Origin of the sequence: Marinicella rhabdoformis, assembly GCF_009671245.1 — a bacterium.
Lineage (GTDB): Bacteria > Pseudomonadota > Gammaproteobacteria > Xanthomonadales > Marinicellaceae > Marinicella > Marinicella rhabdoformis.
This window is the reverse complement of the sequence record NZ_VTFS01000008.1, coordinates 126,109-152,573: the sequence shown is the minus strand read 5'-3', so window position 1 is coordinate 152,573 and position 26,465 is coordinate 126,109. Positions and strand designations below refer to the sequence as shown.

General features: G+C 38.0%; 27 protein-coding genes. 2 read left to right on the top strand and 25 right to left on the bottom strand.

Going from position 1 to position 26,465, the window contains the following annotated elements; all coding sequences use genetic code 11:
• Nucleotides 1-85: 85 nt before the first annotated feature.
• Nucleotides 86-514 (top strand): BrxR family transcriptional regulator, encoded by a 429-nt coding sequence (locus tag FET73_RS14740; protein WP_343032297.1) that lies wholly within the window; start codon nt 86-88, stop codon nt 512-514.
• A gap of 17 nt (nt 515-531) precedes the next feature.
• On the opposite strand, the gene FET73_RS15425 is transcribed toward FET73_RS14740, so the two are convergent.
• From FET73_RS15425 to FET73_RS14650, 19 genes are all read right to left on the bottom strand, one after another.
• Nucleotides 532-768 carry a GDCCVxC domain-containing (seleno)protein gene (locus tag FET73_RS15425; protein WP_281347672.1) on the bottom strand — a complete coding sequence of 79 codons (237 nt, stop codon included), beginning with the start codon at nt 766-768 and terminating at the stop codon, nt 532-534.
• Nucleotides 769-772: 4 nt separating this feature from the next.
• On the bottom strand, nt 773-1,066 hold the full coding sequence (locus FET73_RS14735) for a cation transporter (RefSeq protein ID WP_154224727.1): 294 nt from the start codon (nt 1,064-1,066) through the stop codon (nt 773-775).
• Nucleotides 1,067-1,087: 21 nt separating this feature from the next.
• A complete protein-coding gene (locus tag FET73_RS14730) occupies nt 1,088-1,432 on the bottom strand; it encodes a mercuric transporter MerT family protein (protein ID WP_154224726.1) in 345 nt (114 codons plus the stop codon).
• A 55-nt stretch (nt 1,433-1,487) separates the two neighbouring features.
• The gene (locus FET73_RS14725; protein ID WP_154224725.1) at nt 1,488-1,892 is read right to left on the bottom strand and encodes a MerR family transcriptional regulator; all 405 of its coding nucleotides are present in this window, start codon (nt 1,890-1,892) and stop codon (nt 1,488-1,490) included.
• Entirely contained in the window at nt 1,882-2,430 is a 549-nt protein-coding gene (locus tag FET73_RS14720) for a hypothetical protein (RefSeq protein ID WP_154224724.1), read from the bottom strand. The genes FET73_RS14725 and FET73_RS14720 overlap by 11 nt, the downstream gene beginning before the upstream one ends.
• Nucleotides 2,431-2,570: 140 nt before the next feature.
• Entirely contained in the window at nt 2,571-5,675 is a 3,105-nt protein-coding gene (locus FET73_RS14715) for an efflux RND transporter permease subunit (protein ID WP_154224723.1), read from the bottom strand.
• 11 nt (nt 5,676-5,686) lie between these two features.
• Nucleotides 5,687-6,589, bottom strand: coding sequence for an efflux RND transporter periplasmic adaptor subunit (locus FET73_RS14710; protein ID WP_154224722.1), 903 nt, complete (start codon nt 6,587-6,589; stop codon nt 5,687-5,689).
• Nucleotides 6,586-7,893 carry a TolC family protein gene (locus FET73_RS14705; RefSeq protein WP_179952320.1) on the bottom strand — a complete coding sequence of 436 codons (1,308 nt, stop codon included), beginning with the start codon at nt 7,891-7,893 and terminating at the stop codon, nt 6,586-6,588. Before FET73_RS14705 ends, FET73_RS14710 begins: the two co-directional genes overlap by 4 nt.
• A gap of 88 nt (nt 7,894-7,981) precedes the next feature.
• On the bottom strand, nt 7,982-8,281 hold the full coding sequence (locus FET73_RS14700) for a hypothetical protein (protein ID WP_154224720.1): 300 nt from the start codon (nt 8,279-8,281) through the stop codon (nt 7,982-7,984).
• A 236-nt stretch (nt 8,282-8,517) separates the two neighbouring features.
• The gene (locus tag FET73_RS14695) at nt 8,518-9,153 is read right to left on the bottom strand and encodes a DsbA family protein (RefSeq protein ID WP_154224719.1); all 636 of its coding nucleotides are present in this window, start codon (nt 9,151-9,153) and stop codon (nt 8,518-8,520) included.
• A 31-nt stretch (nt 9,154-9,184) separates the two neighbouring features.
• Complete coding sequence (locus FET73_RS14690) at nt 9,185-9,397, bottom strand: hypothetical protein (RefSeq protein WP_154224718.1); 213 nt, start codon at nt 9,395-9,397, stop codon at nt 9,185-9,187.
• 6 nt (nt 9,398-9,403) lie between these two features.
• The gene (locus FET73_RS14685; RefSeq protein WP_154224717.1) at nt 9,404-10,063 is read right to left on the bottom strand and encodes a class I SAM-dependent methyltransferase; all 660 of its coding nucleotides are present in this window, start codon (nt 10,061-10,063) and stop codon (nt 9,404-9,406) included.
• Between the two features lie 53 nt (nt 10,064-10,116).
• Nucleotides 10,117-12,087, bottom strand: a complete 1,971-nt coding sequence (locus FET73_RS14680; RefSeq protein WP_154224716.1) for a cytochrome c/FTR1 family iron permease — start codon at nt 12,085-12,087, stop codon at nt 10,117-10,119.
• 139 nt (nt 12,088-12,226) lie between these two features.
• Nucleotides 12,227-13,984, bottom strand: coding sequence for a heavy metal translocating P-type ATPase (locus FET73_RS14675; RefSeq protein ID WP_218944364.1), 1,758 nt, complete (start codon nt 13,982-13,984; stop codon nt 12,227-12,229).
• A 183-nt stretch (nt 13,985-14,167) separates the two neighbouring features.
• On the bottom strand, nt 14,168-17,374 hold the full coding sequence (locus FET73_RS14670; protein ID WP_154224714.1) for an efflux RND transporter permease subunit: 3,207 nt from the start codon (nt 17,372-17,374) through the stop codon (nt 14,168-14,170).
• A gap of 65 nt (nt 17,375-17,439) precedes the next feature.
• Nucleotides 17,440-18,717, bottom strand: coding sequence for an efflux RND transporter periplasmic adaptor subunit (locus FET73_RS14665; protein WP_154224713.1), 1,278 nt, complete (start codon nt 18,715-18,717; stop codon nt 17,440-17,442).
• Entirely contained in the window at nt 18,714-19,952 is a 1,239-nt protein-coding gene (locus FET73_RS14660) for a TolC family protein (protein ID WP_154224712.1), read from the bottom strand. Before FET73_RS14660 ends, FET73_RS14665 begins: the two co-directional genes overlap by 4 nt.
• Before the next feature lie 73 nt (nt 19,953-20,025).
• On the bottom strand, nt 20,026-20,325 hold the full coding sequence (locus FET73_RS14655) for a hypothetical protein (protein ID WP_154224711.1): 300 nt from the start codon (nt 20,323-20,325) through the stop codon (nt 20,026-20,028).
• Nucleotides 20,326-20,437: 112 nt separating this feature from the next.
• Nucleotides 20,438-21,325 (bottom strand): cation efflux transmembrane domain-containing protein, encoded by an 888-nt coding sequence (locus tag FET73_RS14650; protein ID WP_154224710.1) that lies wholly within the window; start codon nt 21,323-21,325, stop codon nt 20,438-20,440.
• 69 nt (nt 21,326-21,394) lie between these two features.
• Here FET73_RS14650 and FET73_RS14645 point away from each other — a divergent pair, with 69 nt between their 5' ends.
• Entirely contained in the window at nt 21,395-21,787 is a 393-nt protein-coding gene (locus tag FET73_RS14645) for a Cd(II)/Pb(II)-responsive transcriptional regulator (protein ID WP_154224709.1), read from the top strand.
• A 64-nt stretch (nt 21,788-21,851) separates the two neighbouring features.
• On the opposite strand, the gene FET73_RS14640 is transcribed toward FET73_RS14645, so the two are convergent.
• The 6 genes from FET73_RS14640 to FET73_RS14615 form a co-directional block, all read right to left on the bottom strand.
• Nucleotides 21,852-22,523: a class I SAM-dependent methyltransferase gene (locus FET73_RS14640; RefSeq protein WP_179952319.1), complete on the bottom strand. Its 672-nt coding sequence runs from the start codon at nt 22,521-22,523 to the stop codon at nt 21,852-21,854.
• 75 nt (nt 22,524-22,598) lie between these two features.
• Nucleotides 22,599-23,396 carry an alpha/beta hydrolase gene (locus tag FET73_RS14635; RefSeq protein WP_154224707.1) on the bottom strand — a complete coding sequence of 266 codons (798 nt, stop codon included), beginning with the start codon at nt 23,394-23,396 and terminating at the stop codon, nt 22,599-22,601.
• A gap of 61 nt (nt 23,397-23,457) precedes the next feature.
• Nucleotides 23,458-23,913, bottom strand: a complete 456-nt coding sequence (locus FET73_RS14630; RefSeq protein ID WP_154224706.1) for an ion channel — start codon at nt 23,911-23,913, stop codon at nt 23,458-23,460.
• Nucleotides 23,903-24,796, bottom strand: coding sequence for a DMT family transporter (locus FET73_RS14625; protein WP_154224705.1), 894 nt, complete (start codon nt 24,794-24,796; stop codon nt 23,903-23,905). The genes FET73_RS14630 and FET73_RS14625 overlap by 11 nt, the downstream gene beginning before the upstream one ends.
• On the bottom strand, nt 24,786-25,766 hold the full coding sequence (locus FET73_RS14620; RefSeq protein WP_218944363.1) for a cation diffusion facilitator family transporter: 981 nt from the start codon (nt 25,764-25,766) through the stop codon (nt 24,786-24,788). Before FET73_RS14620 ends, FET73_RS14625 begins: the two co-directional genes overlap by 11 nt.
• Nucleotides 25,767-25,843: 77 nt before the next feature.
• Nucleotides 25,844-26,455, bottom strand: coding sequence for a c-type cytochrome (locus FET73_RS14615; RefSeq protein ID WP_154224704.1), 612 nt, complete (start codon nt 26,453-26,455; stop codon nt 25,844-25,846).
• Nucleotides 26,456-26,465 lie beyond the last annotated feature (10 nt).

The following is a 26,465-nucleotide window of genomic DNA, read 5'->3' as shown; positions in this document are numbered from 1 at the left end:
GCCTTCTTCAACCATCAACTTCGCATAATCACGACGTTGTTCAACCGTAAATGATAATCTTTGCTTCTTTGACATTTTTTAACCTCTGTTTCTTGTATTATATAGGCTAAGAATATGTCCGAGTTTATTAGACCATTACATAGTTCATCCTAAAAATTTTGTTTATGCGGGAAGAAGGTGGCATATTAGAGCCTTTGATGAAATGACTTCAGAGTATCGTGACTTTAATTTAGCAAGGATTAAATCCATCAAGCCCGCTTCAAAAGCATTGGATATACCTAAAGACTTAGAATGGGACACTCATGTGAATTTAATAATAAAACCGCACCCGATGTTAACCCCTGATCAAGAAATATTAGTCAGAGATGAGCTTTTCAAAGGGGCGGCATTCAGAAGCATGAAAACCAGAAAAGCGCTCATAGGATACCTACTGAGAGAATTAGAAGTAGCAGAAAACCCTGAAAAACAAACTCCTCCTGAATATCAATTGCATTTACACAGCATAAAAGAATGATGGTGCTAGCTAATTGATCATTCAAATATTAATTCACCGTTACTACAACATGAACTGCCCACTTGAATTGGTGGGCACTTAATAGTTCCAAATGAGCAATATACACAGCAATCACCCTTGTTAGGTTCTAGCACTGTGTTGCAGAATGAACATTCATAAAACCATTGGCATGCATCTGTTGGCATGGTTTCAGCTTTTGATTCCTTGCAATGTGGACAAGTGATGGTTGAATTAAGGATTGGTTCTGACTGCATGGATTCACTCTATGATTAATTTTGCCGGATATCCAGCCATTGTAGAGGCTTCCTCTATTTTTGTTACAGTGGTTTTTTCTGGATTGAATGTGACCTGTGCGGTTTTAGTCTCATAATCCACAGTAGCTTCTGTGACTCCATCAACTTTTTCAAACGCTTTTCTGACCGTAATATCACACATCTTACAAGTCATGTTTTCAATCGATAGTTTGACTACTTGGTTGGTGGCCAAAGCATTGGTTGTTAATAGCAACATGCAGATGGAAGCCATGCTTAATAATAATTTTAGTTGCTTCATTTTTTTCAAACTCCTGATGATTTAATCGATAATATATTCAGCATAATATTGGAAAGTAATCATGCTGATTAGTATGCAGCAAATAACCCAGAATATAACTCTTTGATTTCGCAAAACCCTCTTGTCAGCACATAGTTTGCCATCATCACATTGTTCTGGAGTGATGTAGAGTCTATAAAATGCCCAACACAATAAGATAATCGTTATCCCAGCAAATATAGGACTGTATGGCTCCATTGCAGTTAATGAACTGATCCATGTTCCACTGATACCCATACTAAGTAACAGCAGTGGACCAATACAACAAGCACTGGCTCCTATTGCGGCCAATGTCGCTGTCAGAATGGTTCTTTTGTTCGAGATCATGGATTTATTCTTTTATAAAAGTGGTTGATTTTAAACTCCGTAGCTAGCCCCAGAGTCAAGGTGATTTTGCTAAAGAGTCAATCAGAGCACAGTTTGGGGTGTCTTCTGTTTTTTCACAGGCATCAATCAAACCATCCAGTTCTTTTTTCATGGCGTTTAAATCTTTCAGCTGATGAATGATTTTTTGTCTTTTAGCAATCGCCAGTTCTTTGACATCATGACAATTACCCTCACCGAGATTCAAAAGTTCCTTGATCTCTGCAAGGACAAAACCAAGTTGTTGTGCACGCTTGATGAATTTTATGGTACTGACTAAATTGGAATCATATTTTCTAAACCCTGATATGGGTTTGGAAGGCTCATTGATCAAATCTATCCGCTGATAATATCGAATGGTTTCTACATTGACTCCAGCTTGCTTAGCCAGTTTCCCGATGGTTAACCCATGACTATTGCTCATTGAGTTTTTGCTCCCACAGATCAATTCTATGCAATGGTCCTGGGCATACATGCTCATATACTTTGTGTCCGGTGATAATAGACCATAAGTGAGGCAATGCCCTCATTTCGCAGCCTGGTGTTGAGATGATGGCTGCCACTAAAAAGGAAATGCCTAAATGAGTGAATATATAGATTACCCAGATAATGGTGAATAAATTCAGGGCATAACTGTTGATACTTTGATTACTGAAATAACTTAAAGCAATCAGGCCTGCGCTGACTAAGATAATCACATATTGAGACAACCGTTTGGTATTGATCCTCCAGCCAATATTGATGACATACGGAGCCAAATACAGAGCAAAAAGTATTGGGACCCATATGGAAGCATTAGAGAACAGTTTTTCAGCGTCTACCCAAAAACTCCAGAGACTTACCAGTTGCCAAACATAATACAAACAACCACCTGAGAGTAAGAACCTCACAAGTCTACCAATTGGACCAGGTGGCTTCAAAGAGCCATGCGCTTGAAAATTTGTTTCTATACCGTCACTCATCAGATTGTCTCTTTTTTGATTCTGATCAGTGATTATAAACTACGTACTTAAGTACGGTCTCAAGAGTTATTTTGATAGATTCAATGTAAATTCATACCTGGCTCAAAACGATGATGAGCTGAACCAAGTATGTTTTCGTTTTACTTAGACGACCCGTGAACCAATTTATATAAAATTGGCAAGATAAACAGCGTCAAAATAGTGGATGAAATGATGCCGCCAATGACAACAGTAGCTAAAGGTCGCTGAACTTCAGCCCCAGTACCGGTGTTCAAGGCCATTGGCACAAATCCCAAGCTTGCAACCAGTGCAGTCATTAGAACTGGACGCAAGCGTGTCATCGCCCCTTTGATCACCGAATGGTATAGGTCACCTGTCTTTTCCCACAAATCTTTGATGAATGAGAGCATCACTAAACCATTGAGAACAGCCACGCCTGATAAGGCAATGAAGCCAACTCCTGCTGAAATTGAAAATGGCATGCCCCTTAACCACAATGAGATCACACCACCGGTAAGTGCCAATGGAACGCCGGTAAAAATGATCAATGCATCTTTAATAGAACTGAAAGCCATAATAAGCAGGCCAAAAATAATGATCAGTGTGATGGGTACAACAATAGAAAGTCTTTGACTGGCAGATTCCAATTGTTCAAAGGTACCACCATAATCCAGCCAGTAGCCGGCAGGTAATTTCACCATCGATGCAATTTTGGTTTTCGCCTCATCAACAAAAGAACCTAAGTCCCTATCTCTGACATTGGCAGTAACCACCACACGACGTTTACCATTTTCACGACTGACCTGATTGGGTGCAGGTGCCAGGATCAACTGGGCAACCTCACTTAATGGCACGTAACTACCATCATTTAAAGGCACAGGAAGCTCAGATAAGCGACTCAAATCACGCCGCAACGACTCATCTAATCGAACCATAATTTCAAAGCGCCTATCCCCTTCATATATGGTTCCAGCTCCTTGTCCACCGATAGCGGTTTGAATGACATGTTGAACATCAGCAACATTGATACCATAGCGTGATAACGAAACACGATCAGGTATTACAGAAAGCATCGGTAAGCCTGTAACTTGTTCTACCCTCGCATCAGCTACACCATTGATCTGCTCGATGACTTCAAGTATTTCATTGCTTGATTCGAGCAGTTGGTCCAAGTTATCACCAAACACCTTAATGCCCAAATCGGCTCTGACACCAGAAATAAGTTCATTGAAGCGCATCTGGATGGGTTGAGTGAATTCATAATTATTACCCGGAAGTTCACGCACCGCAGCTTCAATTTGCTCAACCAGTTCACCTTGGGTCAAAGTTGGATCTGGCCACTGGTTTCTGGGATTGAGCATAATGAAATTATCCGCAACATTAGGTGGCATAGGATCGGTTGCCACTTCAGGTGTACCAATTTTGGCAAACACTTTTGCAACCTGTGGAAATTCTAAAATCCTTTCCTCCAATACTTTTTGCATCTGGATGGCTTGCTCTAATCCTGTACCAGGTATCCGCATGGCATGCATGGCTATATCACCCTCATTAAGTTCTGGGATGAATTCAGAACCCAGTGTGGTTGCTAACCATCCAGCGAAACTGACCAATGCCATGGCACCAACCAAAACCAACCAACGTAATTTAATGGCTGCTTTTAACAAGGGTTGATATATGGATTTAGCGCCACGAATGATGAAGCTTTCTTTCTCACTGACTTTGCCATTCATAAATATGGCAATCGCTGCAGGGATAAAGGTAAATGAAAGCACCAAAGCAGATAGCAGTGCCATCACCACGGTTGATGCCATTGGGTGAAACATCTTACCTTCCACACCAGTTAAGGAAAACAGCGGAATATAAACAACCGTAATGATGATCACACCAAACAAACTGGGCCTGATAACTTCATTGGTTGCACTGAAAACAACCTCCAACCTTTCTTTCAATGGTAACAGCCCTTTTTCTTTCTGGGCCTCTGAGAGCCTCCTGATGGAGTTCTCGATGATGATCACTGCACCATCAACAATCAAACCAAAGTCCAAAGCACCCAAACTCATTAAATTGGCTGAAACACCAGCCTCAACCATGCCGCTGATGGTGGCTAACATGGCTAAGGGAATGACTGCAGCTGTGATCAATGCTGCCTTGAAGTTACCCAGAAGCAGAAACAAAATAACAATGACCAATAAAGCCCCTTCCGTCAAGTTCGTTTGTACTGTCCATATGGCTTTGTCTACCAAGGTGGTTCGATCATAAACAGAATCAATCACAACCCCTTCAGGTAAAGTGCTCTTAATCTCGTCGATCTTCTTAGCAACAGCCTGTGCAACAGCTCTTGAGTTTTCACCAACCAACATCATGGCCGTACCCAGCACTGTTTCTTCGCCACCTTGGGTGGCCGCACCGGTGCGTAGTTCCTTACCAATACCGACTTCAGCAATGTCCTTGATTTTAATGGGCGCATGGTCAATGTTCTTCACCACCACATCTTCAATGTCACCGATGGTTTTCAATTGGCCTGGTGACCGGATCAATATTTGTTGGCCATTGGTTTCAACATAACCCGCACCGACATTGGAATTGTTTAACTCAAGTGCTTCACTTATGTCCTCAAATGAAATCTCATAACTCAACATCTTTTCAGGACTGGGGTTCACATGATACTGTTTGTTATAGCCACCAATACTGTTGACTTCAGTCACTCCTGGCACCAGTGATAGCTGTGGTTTGATGATCCAGTCCTGAATTTCACGAAGTTCAATTGAGTCGATGGGGGTCCCATCCTCCTGCAGAAAACCTTCTTTGGCCTCTACTGTGTACATGAAGATTTCACCAAGACCAGTGGCCACAGGGCCCATCTCTGGCTCCAACCCTGCAGGCAGTACGCTCTTGATGGCCCCCAACCGTTCATTGATGAGGTTTCTGGCAAAGTACAGATCAGTACCTTCCTCAAAAACCACAGTGACTTGAGAAAGCCCATAACGTGAAAGTGATCTTGTGTAGGAAAGTTTTGGAATACCAGCCAAAGCGGTTTCAACTGGGTAAGTAATTCGCTGTTCAGATTCAAGCGGTGAAAATCCGGGTGCTTCCGTATTGATTTGTACTTGGACATTGGTGATATCAGGCACTGCGTCAATCGGCAGTTTTTGATAATTCCATAAACCCGCACCTATCAAAAGCAAAACACCAGCCATAACAAGCCAACGCCTATTTATAGAGGCTTTAATAATTGATTCAATCATTTTATTCTCCTTCAGTGATCGTGCGATGCGCCAGATTTTTCTAAATCAGCCTTAATCAGATAACTGTTTTCAGAGACATAAACATCACCTAAGTGAAGGCCTGAGAGAATTTCAGTGAACTTTCCATCGGTTCGACCAGTCTCGACCACATGAGCTGTATATGTATTGCCAGTTTTAACAAAAACCACAGATTCATCATCAATGTCTTGTATGGCTTTGGATGGTACGACTATGTCTGCTTGTGTGGATCTGACACTCACTTGTCCCGAAACCAAAAGACCGGTAGTCCAATCGCGTGATTGGTTATCAATCAGCACCCTGGCTGTGGAATATGGCTTTTCATCCTGTGAGGGAATGATGTGCCTAATAGTCGAACTAATGGTTTGATCGGATCCGGATACTAAAACCTCTTGGCCACTGATGATTTGATTTAGTTGGCCTGGGAATACTTGTAATTCAACCCAGATTTTTTCAAAATTAGCTAAGGTGAAGAGCACTTGATCAAGCGCCATTTCTCCCGGGTTGGCATGCCTGGCAACCACGACACCGGGCATCAGTGCTTTGATTGGGTATTTTTTAAGGCTCTCGTTTGATTCTACAAAGGCCAGGGTTTCACCTACTTTTACCGCATCACCAATTTGAACATTAACATCAACCACTGTTCCTGGGAATCTGGCTCTGATGTGACTGACTTGACTTGGGTCATTAACGGTTTTCCCATATACTTTAAGTTGTTCGTTGATGATGCCAGATGAGGCAATGGCAATTTCTATCATTGATTTTTCTGCGATATGATCATCTATCATCACCATTTGCTGCTCTTCATGATCATCAAGATCACCGGATGCATGAGTCATTAGAGAAAAGGATAAAAATACAATAACGATGGATGATTTAAAAAGAATTGACATCATGAGTCACCTCCTTGGATTTGTTGGGTTTCGGTGTAAATGGGCTCAGCTGTGATTTGCTCCAGTTGAACACCGTAATTCAAGATACTTTGGGCAGTATCAATCAATGACTTTTTAGATTGGATTAAGTCAGCTCTGGCAGCTGAATACTCGAGATAACCATATCTACCATCAAAGTATGCCTCTTTAGTTAACTCAAGTGCATGTGCTAATGCTGGAATGATTTCATTTTCAAGGGCGTTGAATTTTTCGATGGCAGCTTGCCTCAATGAATAAAATTCATTGACCTGGCCATACAATTCAAGCAAAGCAATTCGTTGTTCAGAACGGGATGCATCAATTTCAGCCTCAACTTCCATCAACTCACCTTTATTTCTTTTTCTTTTGAAAAGCGGAATACTGAATCCAGCTGTCAGCGCTGCATCATTGCTTTCTTCAAACCTGCGAACACCCAAAGACCAATTAACATCTGCTTTGGATTCAGCCTGAACTACTGCCAACCTAGACTCTGCCAATCGCTGGTTCATTGTCAGAACTTGGATTAAATTCGATTTCTCAAGGTTTTTAAAGAGCACATCAATGTCTTTAACCTTTCCGAAATCAAACAGCTCACCAGATAATTGACTGAACCGAGGTTGCTTTTCAGACCAATATAAACTCAAGTTGACACTTTGTCGTTCAAGTTTGCTTTGTTCAGCTTTAAGGGTTAACTGTGCTTGTTTAAGTGAGGCAAATGATCGTTTGACCTCAACATCGCTGATGGCTCCTGCATCGGCTTTGCGCTTGACAGACTCGTAGATATCCTCGCTTAATCGCACTGAATCTTCAGCAAGTTTTATCCTCTCCTGTGTGGCCAATGCACCAATAAAAGAACTGGTTAACTCAGAAATGAGATCCAATGATTTAATTCCCCTTTGCGCATCAAGAATGCCATACTTTGTTGATACAAAGTTTTTTCGGGCACCTTTCTTTCCGCCCAGTTCAATAATTGATGAAACTGAGACTGTCAATTCACTTTGATCAAAAGCTGTGTACGGATTGCTTCCTAAAAAGTTCTCGGCCTCTAAACCCATTTCTATTTCTGGGTTCAAGTCAGCTGTGTATTGTGCTCCTTCAAGTGAGCGCTTTCTCAACTCAAATATCTGAAGTGATGGATTCTGCTCCAACATCAAATTGATGGCTGTTGCCAAGTTGATATCTTTGGCAGTCAGTTGGTTTGATGATATTAATAACACCATCAACAACCATTTATTGGCTCCACGCCATTTAAACACGCCAGGTGGCATGTTCTTATTAAAGTACGTCATGATAAATTTCCTAAATCTAAAAATTAATATGCATTTGAAATACATGCCCACATAGTGGCTGCAATCCAAATTGTGATTTCAATAAGATTTAGGCTTTGGGCGGCCGAAGAAGCCTGGATGCGAGATTACTTGTAAATGAATGTTCTGAAATATAAATGGCTTGGTTTAATTCTAAATATGCCAAGCTAAAAGATGGTGGAAGCATGGATGAGACATGGCCACCGTGACAATGACAACAATGGTGACAATCAAATGAACTCAGTTCATCTATAGGCGTTAAATTGGCATCACCTTCATGCTCATGTTCAAATTCTAGATGCTCAGCACCTGATTGGTGTGATTGGTGAACATCAGACACAGCAGCAATGGACTGAAAAGATACAGCCATTACAAGCAGAATAATGAGTGGTTTGTAACGCATTAAATTAAAGTGTCTATGTGTCATTTTCATTTAAGACCTATATTCTATCAGTTTGTTCAAGTTAGTTACAGTTCATGCTTCAGGACTTGTTTTTAAAATTCGACTGGTACCTATAAATTCAATCTGCTTTACCAGCAGAAAAAGAATCGACATACCAGTATTCACGGTGCATTTCATTGCATAAATCATTATTTAACTTTAAATCATGGAGTTTCATTATTATCACTGTTGTTTTTACGAGTTATTTCCAATGTATGCTCAATGATCATTTCCATCTGATTTATATCTTGAAAGCCGTTTACAACATTGTTATTAATAAGAAAAGTTGGGGTAGCAATTACACCATATTCTTCTGTTGACTGCCTCTGTGCTTCTTTAACAGCTTCAGTGTTTTTGGGGTCACTTAAGCAAGCTTTAAACCGCTCATCATCAAGCCCAATAGTAATGGCCAACTCAATCATTTCTGAATCTGGCTTACTTGCTCTAAACCAACTTCCCACATTTTCAAAAAGGAGTTCTAATATTTCATAGTATTGATCACCTGCACAGCGAGCCGCAACTGCTCCACGAATTGCTTTCTTGCTGGTTGGAAAGTCCCGAAAGATAAAACGAACATGTCCTGAATCGATATGACGAGATTTTATAAGTGGCATCACTTCCTTGTGAAATTTTATGCAATAACCACAGGTTAAAGAACCATACTCAATTATTGTAACTGGTGCATCTGGGCTTCCAAGAGCAGTTTCTACATTTTCAGCAGCTGAATAAGAAGCAACTAGAATGGTCAAAACTATGAATATCCTACTCCTAAAGGGTCGTGTTGTTTTAATTTTTTTCATGATTTTAATTGTAAGATTCGCCTGGTGCCCTTTATATAAAAGCAACGATGACTAAACCAATGACTAAATCCGGAATGGCTGAACCTGTCAACATCACCAGCACGCCAGCTAAAATCTGAACCAATATCGTTGCCGTTGTTAGGGTGAGCACATACCTAATTCGCTTCTCTCCCTTTAAGTTATTATGAGAAAAATCATGGCTATGTTGCCAACTTTCAAGATTGAAAGTTTCTGAGTGATTCATACTTGACTACCCTTTCTTACTTGCACTGTATAATGTCATTGTGCCAAACATAGTTGAAATCTCCTTTTCAATCTTTACTTCAATAAAACCTGATTGTTCCATTAAAAGAGGCAAGATACCTTGAACATTGCTACTTGTTGTTTTAAATCCATCTAAAACTTGTATTGGGAAAAATAGTAAGCGCATTAAAAAATTTGATGGCTTACCCCAATCAGCAACATGGAGTTTCCCATCATTTTTTAATACTCGATGGATTTCTTGAAATGATTTCAATTTGTTTTCATCAGATAAATGATGAAAGAAAAGGCTCGAGAAACAACAGTCAAAATGATTCTCTGAAAATGGCAAATCAAATGACAACCCTCTCTTGAAAGTAATTTGAACCTCCTTATCTTTTGCTTTTTTTCTGGCTATTGAGAGAATGTTTTCATCACCATCAACACCAAACACTTGCGTTTCTGGATTATCTTTTTTAATCAAAATAGCTAATGTGCCAGTTCCAGAACCGATATCTAAAACAATATCACCGTCACTCAAAACAGATTGTTTTATTAATTTTTTCTTAAAAAAAGATTCTCTGGTAGTTAAAGATACAATTTGATCGTAGTACTTTGTTAACCAATTAAACCTTAATGCTTTTATATAATTTTTGTCTTTGGTTTCCATTAAATCACCTCTTTTAAACCATTATGAAAAATATTCGAAATGATAATCTGCAGTCAATCTTTAGCTAATTGTTTTAGTTTTTTACCTCTTGAAGTTAGCATAAATATAATAAACAACAACAGGACACTGGATTGAGCCAAAACACCTTGCCAGGTTGACTTTATACCGACCCAATCAATTTCAAAAGTAACAGGCAGAGGGGATATTCCAATCACTGCAGCTTCTTGTAAAGCCATTATTGCTTTCCCAGTCAAAATAAATGACAACGCCAGTAATAAATAAGTGGTAATTGAAAAGAATGTAGATATAGGCAATTTGACCGAATAACGTATCAATACCCAGGAGACAATGACCAGTACAATAACTCCTGTTATAAAACCGCCAAAAATCATAGAATGTTGGTTTACAACTGCTTGAGTCAATAAAGCTTGATAAAATAGAACTGTTTCGAATACTTCACGATATACTGCAATAAAAGCTAATCCAGTCAGCCCCCATAAAGTACCAGACTTCAATTTATTATCAACATTATTCTTTATATATGCCTGCCAATTATTAGCATGGGTTTTACTGTGCATCCAAACACCAACATAGAATAGTACTGTGGCAGCAAGAAGAGCTGCAAACCCTTCCATTATTTCTCGGTTTGCACCACTTATGGAAATGAATGATTGTGCTAAAAGCCAAGTACCAACTCCTGCAAACAGCGCACTGATCCACCCAATGTGAACATACTTAATAGCATCTTTTCTGGAAGTTTTTATCAGTACTGTAGTTAAAGCAAGCACAACCAATAACGCTTCAAGTCCTTCTCGAAGCAATATTATGAGGCTGGAACTAAACAAAGTTACATTAGAAATCTTTGATTCATAGATTAGATATTCTGCTTCATCTAAAAGTTGTAGTGTATTGTCATGTGTTTCTTTAAATTTTTTTTCATTATCAGATGTCTTGGACAGTTGCCTGAGGAGCATCATATTGGCTTCAATTCTTTTTCTGAGTTCATTATCCTGAGCATCAATACTATTTTCTATAAGTTCAAACCCATCGAGATATGCACTGACTGTTAGGTTACTGGCCATTTGATAATCATTTAGTGCATACGCATTCAAGGCTCCTTTTAACTTTTCTCTGGTGATTGAAAATGGCGTGGATTCAACGTCGAATAAATAGCTTGGATTTCCTCGAAGATATTCAACGTTAGAATGGTAAACTTTAGGGAAAGTTGAATTTAACTGGTTTGGAGTCTGATAAGTTAATTGAGCCAATGAAATTTCTGTCAGATTGGTCGAATTTGATGGTTTCTCAACCGATTTGAATGCCAGGCTTCCAACATAAAATGCTAAGGACCATATTTCTTCTTCTTTTAATTGTTTGAAAGGTGGCATGGAAGTGTCCGAAATTCCATTGCTGATAGATTCATATAGACCTAGAACTGATCTATTTAACGCACGTGTTTTGTCGGTAAAATCAGTTGGTGCAGGTGTGAGGTTCTTTGCCATCTGTCCATTGCCTCCACCGCTGGGCCCATGACAATTTGAACAGGTTTCCTGGTATAGGGCTTTGACATTAGATTTAGGTAACAACTGAATCGGTAAAGATGTAGCAGGCATTAATGTAAGTAAAATTGAGTGAATCTTTAAGCTTAGATTTTGTATATCTGGATAATCACCCTTAAGTTCTATGGCTAATTTTAATGAGTTGGCATATTGAAAAATGGCTTTAAACTCTGGGCTAGTTTCTGAATATTTATGACTTTTTTCGACCAATAATGAAGAAAACTCAACCATTTCCAGATATTCTTCATCACTAGCAACAGTTCCATTTTTAACAGCTTCGGTGTAATCGACTCCAATGTATTCAGCTAGCTGAATCATTTGTCGTATTTCGTTCAAAGGTGTATTTGAAAAAGCTGATTTGCTAAAACAGAGTAATAAAAAAATGAAGAATAATGCTGGATTAAAATTTAAGATTCTTTTTTGATGGTATTTTTGAAAATCAATTATGTTGTTTATTTTTGACATTTATAACTCAGTTTTAATTTGGTAATGATAACTATTCGTATTTTAGTATCTATAGTTACTATAGAGTCAACAGCTTTTTAAATTATTGACTATTATGTTAATAACAAGCCGCCCAAAGACGGCTTTTCAGTGCTGAAAATTACCACTTCATCTTCTGTAGTCTGACTGCATTTAGTATTGCCAATAATGCCACACCAACATCAGCAAAAACGGCTTGCCACAATGTTGCCAAACCAGCTGCACCCAATATCAATACAAGCACTTTTACACCAAATGCCAGAATGATATTCTGCCAGATGACTCCTTGAGTGGATTTACTGATATTAAAGCCCGTGACAAATTTTGAGGGTTGGTCTGTCTGAATGATCATGTCAGCTGTTTCTATAGCCACATCGCTGCCATTGGCCCCCATAGCGATACCTAAGTGACTGGCTGCTAACACCGGTGCATCGTTAATCCCATCACCCATGAATGCAATGACCTTTGTTGAATCTTCTTTGAGCTTTTCTACATGATTTAATTTATCCTCAGGAAGTAAGCCACCTCTGGCTTGACTGATTGATAATTCGCCAGCAATTTTTTGTGTGATTGAATCTTTGTCACCTGAAAGCATGACAATTTCATTGATGCCTAAATTCCTGATTGCCAAAATAGTTTGATTGGCATCTTCTTTTAATTCATCCGATATGGTTACAAAGCCTGCATAATCACCATCAATTGCAACCAAAACAATACTATCAACTATGGATTCAATATCACCAGGTGTTTTGATGTTAAATTGATCCAGCAATTTTTTATTGCCGGCTAACACTGTCTTATTCTTCACAACTCCTTTAAGCCCTTTACCAGCTATTTCATTAACATCATTGGCATCAAAAATATCACCGGTATTTTCATATTGCATGATGGCTTTGGCAATTGGATGGGTTGATGTTTTTTCAAGCGACAAAACATAACTCATGAATTCATCCTCAGTCATATCATTTGAGATACTGATCTGTTTGACTTTGAATGTTCCTTTGGTCACTGTTCCTGTTTTGTCCATGACTAATGTATTTACTTGCGTCAAGGTGTCCATGAAAGTGGCACCTTTAAACAGAATGCCATTTTTAGAAGCTGCTCCCAGCCCGCCAAAGTACCCAAGTGGTATAGATATCACCAATGCACATGGACAGGAAATCACTAAGAATACCAATGCCCTGTATAGCCAGTCCTGAAACTGATAGGTTTCAACAAAGAAGTAAGGAAGAATGCAGATTGCAATGGCCAAATAAACAACAATTGGCGTGTAGATCTTAGCAAGCCGTCTGATCAATAATTCTGTCTTGGCTTTTTTAGCGGTTGCGTTTTGAACCAGATTAAGTATTTTGGCAACAGATGAATCGTTGTATAGCTTTTCAACCTCAACCTCAATAACTGACTCAAGATTAATTGAACCTGCCAGAACATTTTCAGCTTTTGTTAAACTTTGTGGTTTACTCTCGCCAGTAATTGCAGCTGCATTCAAGCTGGCCTTATCAGAAATTAACTTTCCATCAAGAGGTACTTTCTCACCCACCTTAACTTGAATGCTATCTCCAACCTTGACAGATTCAGGATTAACTGTCTCATAGTTGCTATTTATAAGCACATGCGCAGTTTTAGGCCTCACATCCAGTAAAGCTGTGATGTTTTTCTTGGCCCGATTAACAGCAGCGTTTTGAAACAACTCCCCTATAGCATAAAACAGCATCACTGCAACCCCTTCTGGATATTGCCCAATAAACATGGCACCAATGGTTGCAACACTCATGAGGAAAAACTCTGTAAAAACCTCTCCTTTCTTGAGTGCCTTGATAGTTTCTTTTATTACTGGGAGAGCCACTGGTAAATAGGCTGCGATGTACCAAGTAACCATAACCCAACCTTGAAAAAAGCTAAATTTGAATATGTGTTCAAATGCTAAACCTAATAGCAGTAGTGAAAGAGAAACAATTGAGGGAATATAATTCCCTCCATTATTATCATGATTATGTCCTTCATGAGTTGAGTGATCATGAGATGAATGTTCTATTTGATTTTTCAATTTTATTCTCCTTAATTACTGATGCTGTTTTAATTGTTTGATTTTTCCTTTTGAAAACCAAGCAAATAAAACAGGTAAAACAAATAAAGTTAAGAATGTAGCTGTTACTAAACCACCGACAATAACAGTTGCTAATGGTCGTTGAATTTCAGAACCAATACCATCTGACATTAACATAGGAATTAAACCTAAGGCTGAAGTTATAGCCGTCATTAAAACAGGTCTTAGTCTTGAAACTGCACCATCAAAAATGGCTTTGCTTAATTTCTCCTTAGTATTTTTAATTCGCAAATTAATGGCTTCAACCATAACAACTCCATTAAGTACGGCAACACCAAAAAGTGTAATAAAACCTATTGAGCTTGGAACTGATAAATATTGACCTGAAACCCACAAGGCAAATATTCCACCTATCATAGCTAGGGGTAAATTAACTAAAATTAGAGCCGCTTGGCCAACTGAATTAAAAGCAAAATAAAGCAATAAAGCTATAAGGCCGATAGATATTGGTACAACGATCATCAATCTTTTTTGAGCTCGTTCTTGATTTTCAAATTGCCCACCTATATCAACTGTATAGCCTGTAGGTAAATCTACTTGGCTGGAAATAGCTGCACGAATGTCTTTTACTACAGAGCCCATATCACGGCCTTGCACATTTGCTTGAATAACCACTCTGCGCTGGACATCATCTCTTCTAACTTGTGGTGGACCAGAATCAATACTAATGTCTGCCACTTCTCCTAACCGTACCCATGCACCAGTTGGAGATTGTAACCTAAGGTCAGCTATTGAAAATTGATTTTTACGGAATTGAGCACCTAGACGTACATATATATCATAGCGTTCATTACCATTAATAATTTGACCAGCACCTCTACCACCGATACCATCTCTGACCACTTTCATTAAATCACCAACTGACAAACCATAGCGAGATAATTGTCTACGATTGGGTTTGACTACTAGTTGTGATTCACCTGCAATTGGTTCCATTGCCACATCTCGTGCACCATTCACAGATTGAACTGCATTGACGATTTCTTGGCCTTTACTTGCCAATACATCAAGATCTGAACCAAATAACTTCATTGCCAGTTGAGCTTTCACACCTGATAACAATTCATCGACTCTGGTAGCTATGGGTTGAGAAAAGTTAAATAATAAACCTGGAATTGATTCTAATCTTTTTTCCATTAACAATTGTAAGTCTTGTCTACTATCTGCACTACTCCATTCACTAACTGGTTTAAGTCCAATGTATATTTCAATATTACTCACTGGCTCAGGATCACCACCAATTTCAGCACGCCCAATTCGACTCATGGCATAGGTTACTTCAGGGAACTCCAAGATCATTTTTTCTAATTTTGGAGCAACTTCTATTGCTGTATCTAAACTAGCAGATGGAGCTAATGTGACGCGTAGATTAATAGTGCCCTCTTCTAATTCAGGAACAAATTCAGTTCCCAATCGGGATAGTAATAGCAGCGTAGATATGAGCAATACAACTGCAATTGCAATAGTAACAAATTTAATTTTCATGGCCTTTTCAAGTACAAATCGATAGGCCTTTTCTAAAACTTTGATAATAGGACTAGTCTTAGTTTTTACTTCTTTTCTAAAAAAATAACTGGCCAATGCTGGAACCACAATGATTGATATTAGAAAAGATGCAGCCATTGCGATCATAATACTCACCGCCATTGGTTGGAATAACTTTCCTTCAACACCTTCTAAACTAAATAATGGTGCAAAAACAACCATGATTATAGATACTGCATAGAAAATAGGTTTTGCTACTTCCCTGGCAGCTAACTGTATGCGTAAAGCAACGGTTGCATTGTTGTTAGACTGGATTAATGCTGTATTCTCATTTGACTCAGATTTAGTATTTTGCTCATCATGATAATCATCCTGGTGGGTTAAATGTTTGAATATATTCTCCATCATGACTACTGAACCATCTACCATCATTCCTATAGCAACAGCTAAACCTCCTAATGACATAAGGTTAGCAGATAGCCCGTTATAAGACATAACTGTTAATGCCATACCCACAGATAATGGTATTGAAATTAGAACTAACATAACAGAACGGACGTTGAGTAAAAACAATACCAAAACAATAACTATAAAGATAAATGCTTGGGTTAATGCTTTTGAAACTGTTGATACTGCTTTTTCAATCAAGTCCGACTGATCATATATTTGTTCAAATGTCACTCCTTCTGGTAAAGCTTGTTGAATTAAAGGGATACGATCTTTAATCCCATCGATGGTTACCTTTGTATTGGCTCCCATGCGCTTTAAGATAATGCCTGAAACTACCTCTCCAAAATGTTGAGAACCATTATTTTTGGTACGTTCAGTGAAGGTAACAGCACCTTGACGAATTTCGCTTCCAAACTCAACAGATGATACATCAGCCACTGTGACTACTGTTCCATCAACTGTTTTCAATGGGACTTGTTTTAATTCACTTAAACCATCATCACCAGAACTCAACCATCCTACCCCTCGAATAACTAACTGTTCTTGACCACGATCCATATACCAGCCACCAGCATTGGTGTTGTTATCTTCTAATGCATCTATGACTTCTTTTTGCGTTAATCCATAGGATAATAAGCGTGACGGATTCAGGTTAACTTGATATTGTTTTACTTGTCCACCAAATGACAAGACATCTGTCACACCATCTACAGGCATTAACAGAAGTTTTACCACCCAGTCATTCAAGGAACGTAGTTCCATGATACCTATATTTGAATCCTCATCAGCTTTGAGGTAGTATTGATAAACTTGACCTAAACCAGATGTATTGGGTCCCATTTCAGGTGTACCTACGCCCTCAGGTATTAATTCTTTGGCAGATTGTAAACGTTCAAATACTAGTTGTCTGGCGAAGTAGATATCAGTACCTTCTTTAAAGACAACTGTAATTCCCGATAAACCAGTTTTTGAGATTGAACGAACCTCCTGAACATCTGGTAAGGCATACATCACCGCCTCAATGGGAAAGGTTATTAATTGCTCGACTTCTTCTGATGCTAACCCTGGTGCCTCAGTATTAATTGAAACCTGAATATTAGTCACATCAGGAAAAGCATCTAAATTTAGCCTTGGGATAAATGATGCAGCAAATGCTAGCATTCCAATCAGAGCCAATACCACTAATAGTCGATTTTTAACCGACCAATCTATTATTTTATTTAACATATTTTTTCTCCGTTAAATTTCTTGTTCTATTTGATTCCTGCTTTCACAGAAATGACGAAGAAAGGTTAATGATTATGCGGATCAAATCCGCCTTTAGCAGATTCTGAGGCTACAAAGAAAGCACCTTGAGTCACAACTTTTGTGCCAACATCCAAGCCAAATATTTCATAAAAATCACCTAAAACACGTCCCAATTCAACTTCTTGAGCTGCAAATTGGTTTCTTTCGGTTTCAACAAAAACGGCCCAATCACCATCTGCTGTACGCATTAAGGCATTTTCTGGAACAGCAGTAACAGCCTTTTTAGTTGATACGTTAAAATAAACATCAGCAAACTCACCAGGGTGTAAAGAATCTTTTGGATTATTAATTAACAAACGTATTACACGTGTACGTGTATTTTCATCAATGGTATGAGCTTCTTGAGAAACTTCTGCTGGATAAAATCGATCACCGACCTTGACTTGTGCTAATGTTCCTACCGGCAAATTTAATTGCACTGATGCTTGAACTCTGGCCTCGACCCATAATTGTGATTCGTCACTGACTAACATTAATGCATGACCGGCTTCAACCCTTTGTCCTTGTTGGAAATCATCAGACAAAATAGCACCATCAATTTTTGCATTCAATGTGTATTCACCAAGAGAGCTTGTTGATTGATTGATCAATTTTCCAGATAAGCCAAATGCCATTAAACGTGCTTTGGCAAGTTCATAGTCGTTTTTAGTAGTGATATAGCGGTTATCACCAACGACTTTTCGTCCTAGTTGGCTAACTCTTTGCCATTCAGCTGATGCTATTTTTAGAGTGGCTTGAGCTTCAGCAACTGATTCACTAAACAATGTTACAAGTTCATCACCTTTTTGAATATGATCACCTAAAGCCTTATGACGTTTCATTACTACTGAATCAACACGAGGTGATACCAAATAACTAGTATAGCCGTTGGCTTGGATTTCACCTGGAGCGTAAATATTGTAATCAAGATTTCGTAAGCTAAGAGATTCAATTTTGATGTTTACTAGTCTTTGCTGTTCTTTAGTTAATGTAACACTACTAGCTTCATCCCCATGTTCATCTCCGTGTTCATCCCCATGTTCATCTCCGTGTTCATCTCCGTGTTCATCTCCGTGTTCATCTTCGTGTTCATCTCCGTGTTCATCTTCGTGTTCACCTTCATGTTCATCGGTTTCAGCCTCATCATGAATATGCTCTTTTTCTTGATTATGATCTTTACTTGAGCTTTGTTCGTGATTATGTTGTTGTGCTTGTATATAACCAGGTTTCATCGATAGCATTGCTAATAAGCTGAATACAGCTATTTTAAATATATTGTTCATTTTGATATCTCAGTTGTTTCTTGAGTTGAATAAAGTTGCGCAGTATCTAGTAATAATTGAATCAGAGCGAATTGATACTCCTGTTCCAGTTCAATTCCTGCTAACAAGCCTTCGGTTCTTTGTTGTAATGTCAATAGGTATTGGGTGGTGCTGATGTCACCGACATTCCATTGTTTTTGTAATAAACTTTCACTGTTTTCAGCGCGGCCGTGCATTAAAGTTTGCCATTTTTGATAGCGATTTCGATATTCATTCAATGCTAATTTTGAAGCCTCTATTGCAAACTGTTGTTTTCTAATTGCAGCAAGATAATTGGATTCAGCAGCGTTGGCTTGTTGGTTTGCAGCTTTGTATTGTGAGCTGAAATTGTTGCGAAAATATAACGGCATAGAAAAAGTAAGAGACAACACATCTTCGCTACCAAGTTTTCCAGCTTCTAACCCAATTGTAGGATCTGCTTTTTTCTCTTTCTTTGCGACTTCAGCTGTTAACATTGCCACTTCCCATTGCGATTTAGCTACTTGCACCATAGGATGTTGATCAATTAGATCATCATAATTTCGTTGAGTATTTGTATCCCAATTATTTAGAGGAATGTCAACAGTGTTGTTCTGCCAATCTGGTAACAGCTCTTTGAGATCAGCTTCAGCACGCCTGAGTTGAGCTTGCATTCGAGCTGTTTCACCAAAAAGTTTAGAAAGACTAAGGTAAGTCAGTTCAGCATCAAGCTCACCTAAGTCACCACTATTTATGCGTCGCTTTATTATTTCTAATAAATCTTCTATTTGTTTTTCTTGTTGGCCCACCAACTCAGAGCGCTTTAAATTTGCTTCCCATGTAACTAAAGCATTAAGTGCTTGAGCCATTTTATCCTGTAACAACAGTTCGTAATTCTTTTGTGCGCTGATGCGAGCAAAGACAGCTTGTTGTCTTTTTGATTTCCTTTTATTGGTAAAATCTATGGTCTGATTAATACCCAAGGTATAAGTCTTTTCAGCCCCCTCTTTGCCAAAATCTGAAGAAAGTTCAGGGTTGTACAGAGCTTTATCTAAGCCATCAGCCTCATACAATTGAGCATTTAAGACTTCTTTAGCAGCCTTTACTTGGGGGTGTTTTTTTATTTGTGCTGTTAACCAAGAAATGTTTACTTTATTTTCTTTGGCAACAACTGTACCCGATGCAGCAATTGCCACAAGGCAAAGCAATATCAAGCACCTAATCGGTTTGTTATTCATAAGGTTTCCAATTGTTAAAATTAATAAAATCTACCAAACAATAAATCGTTTGGTTAAATTACACGATTAATCTTTATACAATCGGAGGTCGGAAATTGGGAGGTGAGGTTCTGGATGTAAATAAGGTACTACTTTCTATCAAACCTGAAGTTCCAAAGAAAGACGTATAGCCAATCTGTTTGTTGTCTAAATAATGACAAGAAACTCCATGACAATGACAGCAATGATGACAGTCAAATGAACTCAATTCTTTTTGAGGCGTTAAATTGGCATCACCTTCATGCTCATGTTCAAACTCTAAATGCTCAGCACCTGATTGGTGTGATTGGTGAACATCAGACACAGCAGCAATGGACTGAAAAGATACAGCCATTACAAACAGAAATATGATTGGTTTAAAACGCATTAAATTTAAGTGTCTTTGTGTCATTTTTATTTAAGACCTATATTCTATCAGTTTGTTCAAGTTAGTTACAGTTCATGCTTCAGGACTTGATTTGCAAGATTCGCCTGGCACCATTTAATACAAAAGCAACGATGACTAAACCAATGATTAAATCGGGTAAGGCAGAACCTGTTATCATCACCAGCACGCCAGCTAAAATTACGCCAGTATTGGCTATGACATCATTGGCTGAAAATATCCAGCTGGCTTTCATGTGAGCACCGGAATCTTTTTTCTTTGCTATTAACATTAAACATGTCACATTGGCCACTAAAGCAATCAATCCCATTCCAATCATTAGAGTTGAAACTGGATCACTGCCATAAATAAATCGCCTCAAGACCTCTAATAACGCACCTAAGCCTAACAACACCTGTAACCAACCAGACAGGTGTGCAGCTTTGAGTTTCAATTGATCGCTTTTACCAACGGCATAAATTGCAGTAGCATAAACAGCAGCATCTGCAAACATATCAAGAGAGTCGGCAAGCAACCCTGTGGATTGCGCTATAACACCAACCACAAATTCGATAACAAACATCACTGCATTAATTATCAGCAACCAAAGAAGGACCTTAAACTCTTTACTGTCTTCTAAACTGGCATTTCTGATGGCATCCGTTAGCGCTTCAGAATCAATTTGTTGGGTCTCAAGTAGGCTGGCTCCCAGATTCAAATTTGTAAGCTTTTGTTGAATTTCTTCGATTCCATTTTCATGGTAGACCTTTAACCTTCTTCCAGGAATATCAAAGTCCATGGCTTTTAAAGACTGACAATTCTCCAGCGCCATGCGAATCATACTTTCCTCAGATGGACAGTCCATTTTGGTCACTTCAAAAGTACTGACCAACCCATGATCAGGAACCTTTGTGACTTGATCTGTACTTTGCGCTGTATTGTTACAACTGTTACCGCAAGAATCTGACATTTGAATGTACTTGTTTTTATCAAGCGTGCAGTTTAATATCTATAGCCACTATAGAGTCAAGAGTAAAATATGAAAATCGGGCAATTATCTAAAAAAACCGACCTTTCCGTTCAAACCATTCGTTACTACGAAACTCAAAACCTCATTAAATCAGCAGGCAGAACAGAAGGTAACTTCAGGGTATATGACTCAAAAGTTATTGATCAACTGGAATTTATCAAGCATTGTCGCCACCTGGATCTATCGCTGAGTGACATCAAGCGAATTAATGTGCTCCGAGACAATCCCAATGCCGCATGTGAAGAAGTGAACGAGCTCATCAATGATCAAGTCAAGATGGTTAAAATTAAAATGAAGGAACTTAGACACCTGAAAACACAATTAGAAGCACTTACTGACTCCTGCTCGAATAATCAAAAAGTTGGTGATTGTGGGATTATTAAGTCTCTTCAAAAGAAGTAGAATAAAAAAAACCTTACTGGGATTATTTATACCATATGAAACTATTCTAGGTTTAATATTTTAATTAAGTTGCAGGGCTAATTGGCTTTTCTGCACTGTACAAAGTCATGGTACCAAACATAGTTGATATTTCCTGTTCAATTTTTATTTCTATAAAACCAGAATCTTCCATTAATTTTGGCAGGATACCTTTGATATTCGAACTTGTCGTTTCAAAGCCATCAAGAAATTGGATAGGATAAAAGAGCAATCGCATAAAAATATTTTTCGGCTTACCCCAATCAGCAACATGCAGCTGCCCACCATTCTTCAGAACTCGAAATATTTCATTGAAAGTTTTCAGTTTATTTTCATCTGTTAAGTGATGGAAAAATAAACTTGAAAAGCATGAATTAAAAGCACTCTTTGAAAATGGTAAATCAAAAGACAAACCTTGCTTGAAGGATATTTGAATATTTTTATCATTTGTTTTTTTTTGAGCCAATGAGATAATCTTTGCATCTCCATCAACACCTGTGACCATTAAATTAGGATTGCTTTGTTTAAGCATTATTGCCAATGTTCCAGTCCCAGAGCCTACATCCAAAACTTCATCACCATCTATTAAATCAGATTGTTCAATTAATTTTTTCTTAAATAAAGCTTCTCTGGTTGTCAGTGAAACTATAGTGTCGTAATGTTTCGTAAGCCAGTTAAACCTTAAAGCTTTTAAATATTCAGTGTTCTTAGTGTTCATAATTTTTCCTTCAGATTTCTCAATTTTCATATAATCAAAAACATGCTAATTAATTTAGCTTCCAGTTTCTTGGGTTCACCTGTTAATCTGGATATGATTATTCATCAATGAATTTAGTACTTCTACACATTCTGGTTTTTGCCACAACCATGGATGGTGATCTCCATTATTCAACGTATACAACGTCCAGTTTTTTTGACTGTTGACTAATGCTTGTAAATTTCCATATGGTGCAGTTTCATCATCAATTGCATGAATACAACTAACAACCATATTTGGATTTAAAGCATTCAAATTATTGATTATTGATTGGTTGTAAATGACATTCCAAAGCGATGTTGTCGATGAAAACATATTATGTTTAACCAAATCTTCAATTATGGTTTGAGGGTACTTTTTTAAGAAATGATGCAACACTTTTCTGGCAAGAAATCTGGTTATTAGACAAACCAGAGCAGTTGAAAAAATGTTTGTTAATAGCCATCCAGAGGGTTTTCTTCTCATCCATCCATATGCACTGGATTGATTTTCAAATACAGGAAGGCTCAGAAGTATTAACCCATTTACATGCTTTGTGTAAATTTCCGAATAACTAATTGAAAGCACAGCGCCAAGAGAATGACCTACTAAGATAAATGGTTTGTGGCTGTTAAGAACATCATTTATTGCATCCAGGTGTTTTTCAATAGTATAGTTTTGCCATGGTTTTGGAGACTCTCCAAAACCCAAAAGATCAAGAAGAATTACATGATAGTCTTTATTGAACTTTTCAATCCCATCAATCCAATATCTATGTGTAGCCCCTAAACCATGTAAGAAAACAATGGTTTGCTTTTTGGGGTTACCTAACTCTAAAAAATGCAGTTTTTTCAATTAGACAACCCATGATAATTGATCAATACAACATAAACTTTTTTTATTGTTTAAATGCTTATTAGATTCGATATTTAACATCGTGCTCTTTCCACATTTTTTGAATTGAAAAATATGCAATTGTTGCTGACCAAGTAATGAGAATTAATCCGTTAATGGCTTGCAGTCCTGTAATAAATCTCAATCCACCAGCTGAAAAAACATCGCCCACTCCCAATGATGAGTATGTAGTGGCTGAGTAATAAATATAACTCAGATAATGATCGTTGATTAGCCCTGAAAGTTGTTCAAAACCTAACCAGTGAACCAAAATCCAATACACCAAAGCGTACATGAAAATGGTTAAACCATGGGCAATAAAAATACCGGTTATTAATACGTAAAGAATTCTTCTTGGAGAAAAATTAAAATGAAGAATCACTCGCAGTAATATACACATGCACTCATAAAAAAAACCAGTTGCCATAAGTAAAGTAACAAAGCCAATAATCAATATTTCAATGAATTCAAGCAGCATTATTGGTACCCTTTTGCGGTAAGTTTATTAGCACAATACCTGTGAAAATTACAGTCAAGCCAATGACTGTAGTCATGCTAAATGTTTCATTGAAAAATAAAATACCAATAGAAATTCCAAATGCTGGTGCCAAGAAACTAAAGGCATTGGCAAAGACCAAATCAACTTGCTCTAAAGCTTTAAACCAAAGCCAATACGCCAAAGAAGTGCCCAGTAATGACAGTCCTGATAGACTGATAATGAATTCAATTGTCCAATCAATGTCTCTTTGGTTCTCTGTTGAAATTGCTAATAGCCATAAAAAAACTGACCCAAAAATCAATTGCCAACCCATGGCAATTAAGGCATCAATTTGACCAGTGATTTTCTTAATTAGTAGATTTGAAACAGATAAGCCTGTTATGGCAATGAGCAAATAGATAATACCAGTTGTTGAAACATTTGAATTATCGGGAAAATTGTTTGAGGTGATAATAAGAATTCCAACAAAACCCATACTAATTGCAAAAAATTGACGCATGCTCATCTTTTCACTTAAAAACCAATACGCAAGTACTGCAGTGAGCATTGGTTGTAAGTTCGTAATCACTGTTGCTATGCCAGGTGCTAGAAATTCAGAGGCATGAAACATGCCGTAAAATCCAATGGTGGTTGCACCTATTCCAATTAGAACCAGAAGTAACCAAAGCAGAATCCCTCTTGGGTGTGGTTTACCTAAAGAATATCCAATCAACAGAAGAATTACGCCAGCTATAGATGCCCTGCATGCTGCAAATGTAATATGTGGTGCATGTTCTAAACCGATTGTAATTAATGGATAGCAGATGGCCCACAAAAACATCACAACAATGACTGTGAGCGCATTCTTGACTCTAATGTTCATCGTGTACACCTTGAGGTGTTGATTCCCTGTTTTCTAAATAATCAATGAACTCTGCGGTATCATCCATCGGACATTTCTCTTCAACCTGCAAAGTTGAGAAATAAATGTTGTATTTTTGCTTGAGTATTTTATTGGCGTCTTCAAGTATTTTTTCATGAGCATTCATTTCCTTGATTTTTAAGTGTGCCATAAAAAGGTTTTTTCCAGTGGTTAAAGCCCATGCATGAACATGATGAATATCTTCAATATTTTTTATTTTTCTCAGGTCTTCAACAATGTCCTCAACATCAATATCTTTAGGTGTTGATTCAAGCAAAATGTTAAAGCTTTCCTTAATGATACCAATTGAAGCTACAAACAAAACAAGACCAAACAACATACCTAAGATTGGATCAATTGGATACCAACCTGTTAACTTAATCACTAATGCAGCAATAATGATGATGATGCTTCCAACAAACGTTTGTAAAACATGCCAGAAAGCACCTTTCATATTAAGATTGTTCTTTGAACCTTTCCACATGACTCCCATGGAAATAAACTCTGTAATCAATCCACCAATGGCAGAAATAAACATAATATTGGTTGGAATTTCAATACTTACTTTCAGTCGCGTATAACCCATCCACAAAACATAAACTGCCATCAGCAACAAAAATAACCCGTTTAATAATGCACCAGCGATTTCAGCACGTATCAGTCCAAATGTATGACTTTTTCCTGGCGGCCTTGAGGCTATTTTGTTTGCAATCAATGCAATCAACACGCCACCAACTGCTGAAAAAGTATGGAAGGCATCAGAAATAACTGCAACTGATCCTGAGTAAAAACCAAGAGCAAGCTCAATAATGAAATAAATACCAGTTAACCATCCGGTTATTTTTAATGCTTTGGCATCAGCCTTCATACCATGAAATTGGTGTGTGTCACTTTCATTGGAAAGGCTGTGATCATGTTTAGTTGTTTTCATACAATCTCCTTCGACAACATTTTCTATATACTAAAGATCAATGAAGCCCAGAGGCCCCGTTGATCCTAAGCTATGAATCATTGTTTAAATTGTGATTTCATATAAGCAACTACATTGAGTAAATCACTTTCAGATAATGATGGATTTCCACCTTTAGCAGGCATTGCCATTGGGGAATTTTTTGATTTAAAACCATCACGAATATGAGCCAACAAAACCTCTTCACTTTGAGACAGCACCCCCTCAGGTATAGTTAAGTCAGGTACACCGGGGACAGCTCCTTTTCCATCCTTACCATGACATGCTATGCAGGTTTGTTCATAAACCTCCTTTCCGGTCATGTTGCTTGGATTATTCGCCTCAGAACTTCGTGAACTGATTTTCACAGGTTGAGGTGGGTTATTTGACTCTTGAAGAAAAGTAAGAATGTCTCTTGTCTTTTGACCAGTGAGCCCAGCTCTTACTCTCATATGGAACACTGTCGTTATCCACTGATCGTCACGCAAGTCTTTAGGATCTCGCATGTTATGACAACGAGCACAATTTTCTGCCCAAGCTTTTGCACCTTTTTGAAAATCCCCTTTTTCCGGATAATCAGCAGCAAAACTTAATGAAGTTATTAGAATTGCTGATAATACCATTAAAGGTTTAGCAACAAATTTAACCATGTTTTTTTGAATATTTTTCATACATTTCTCC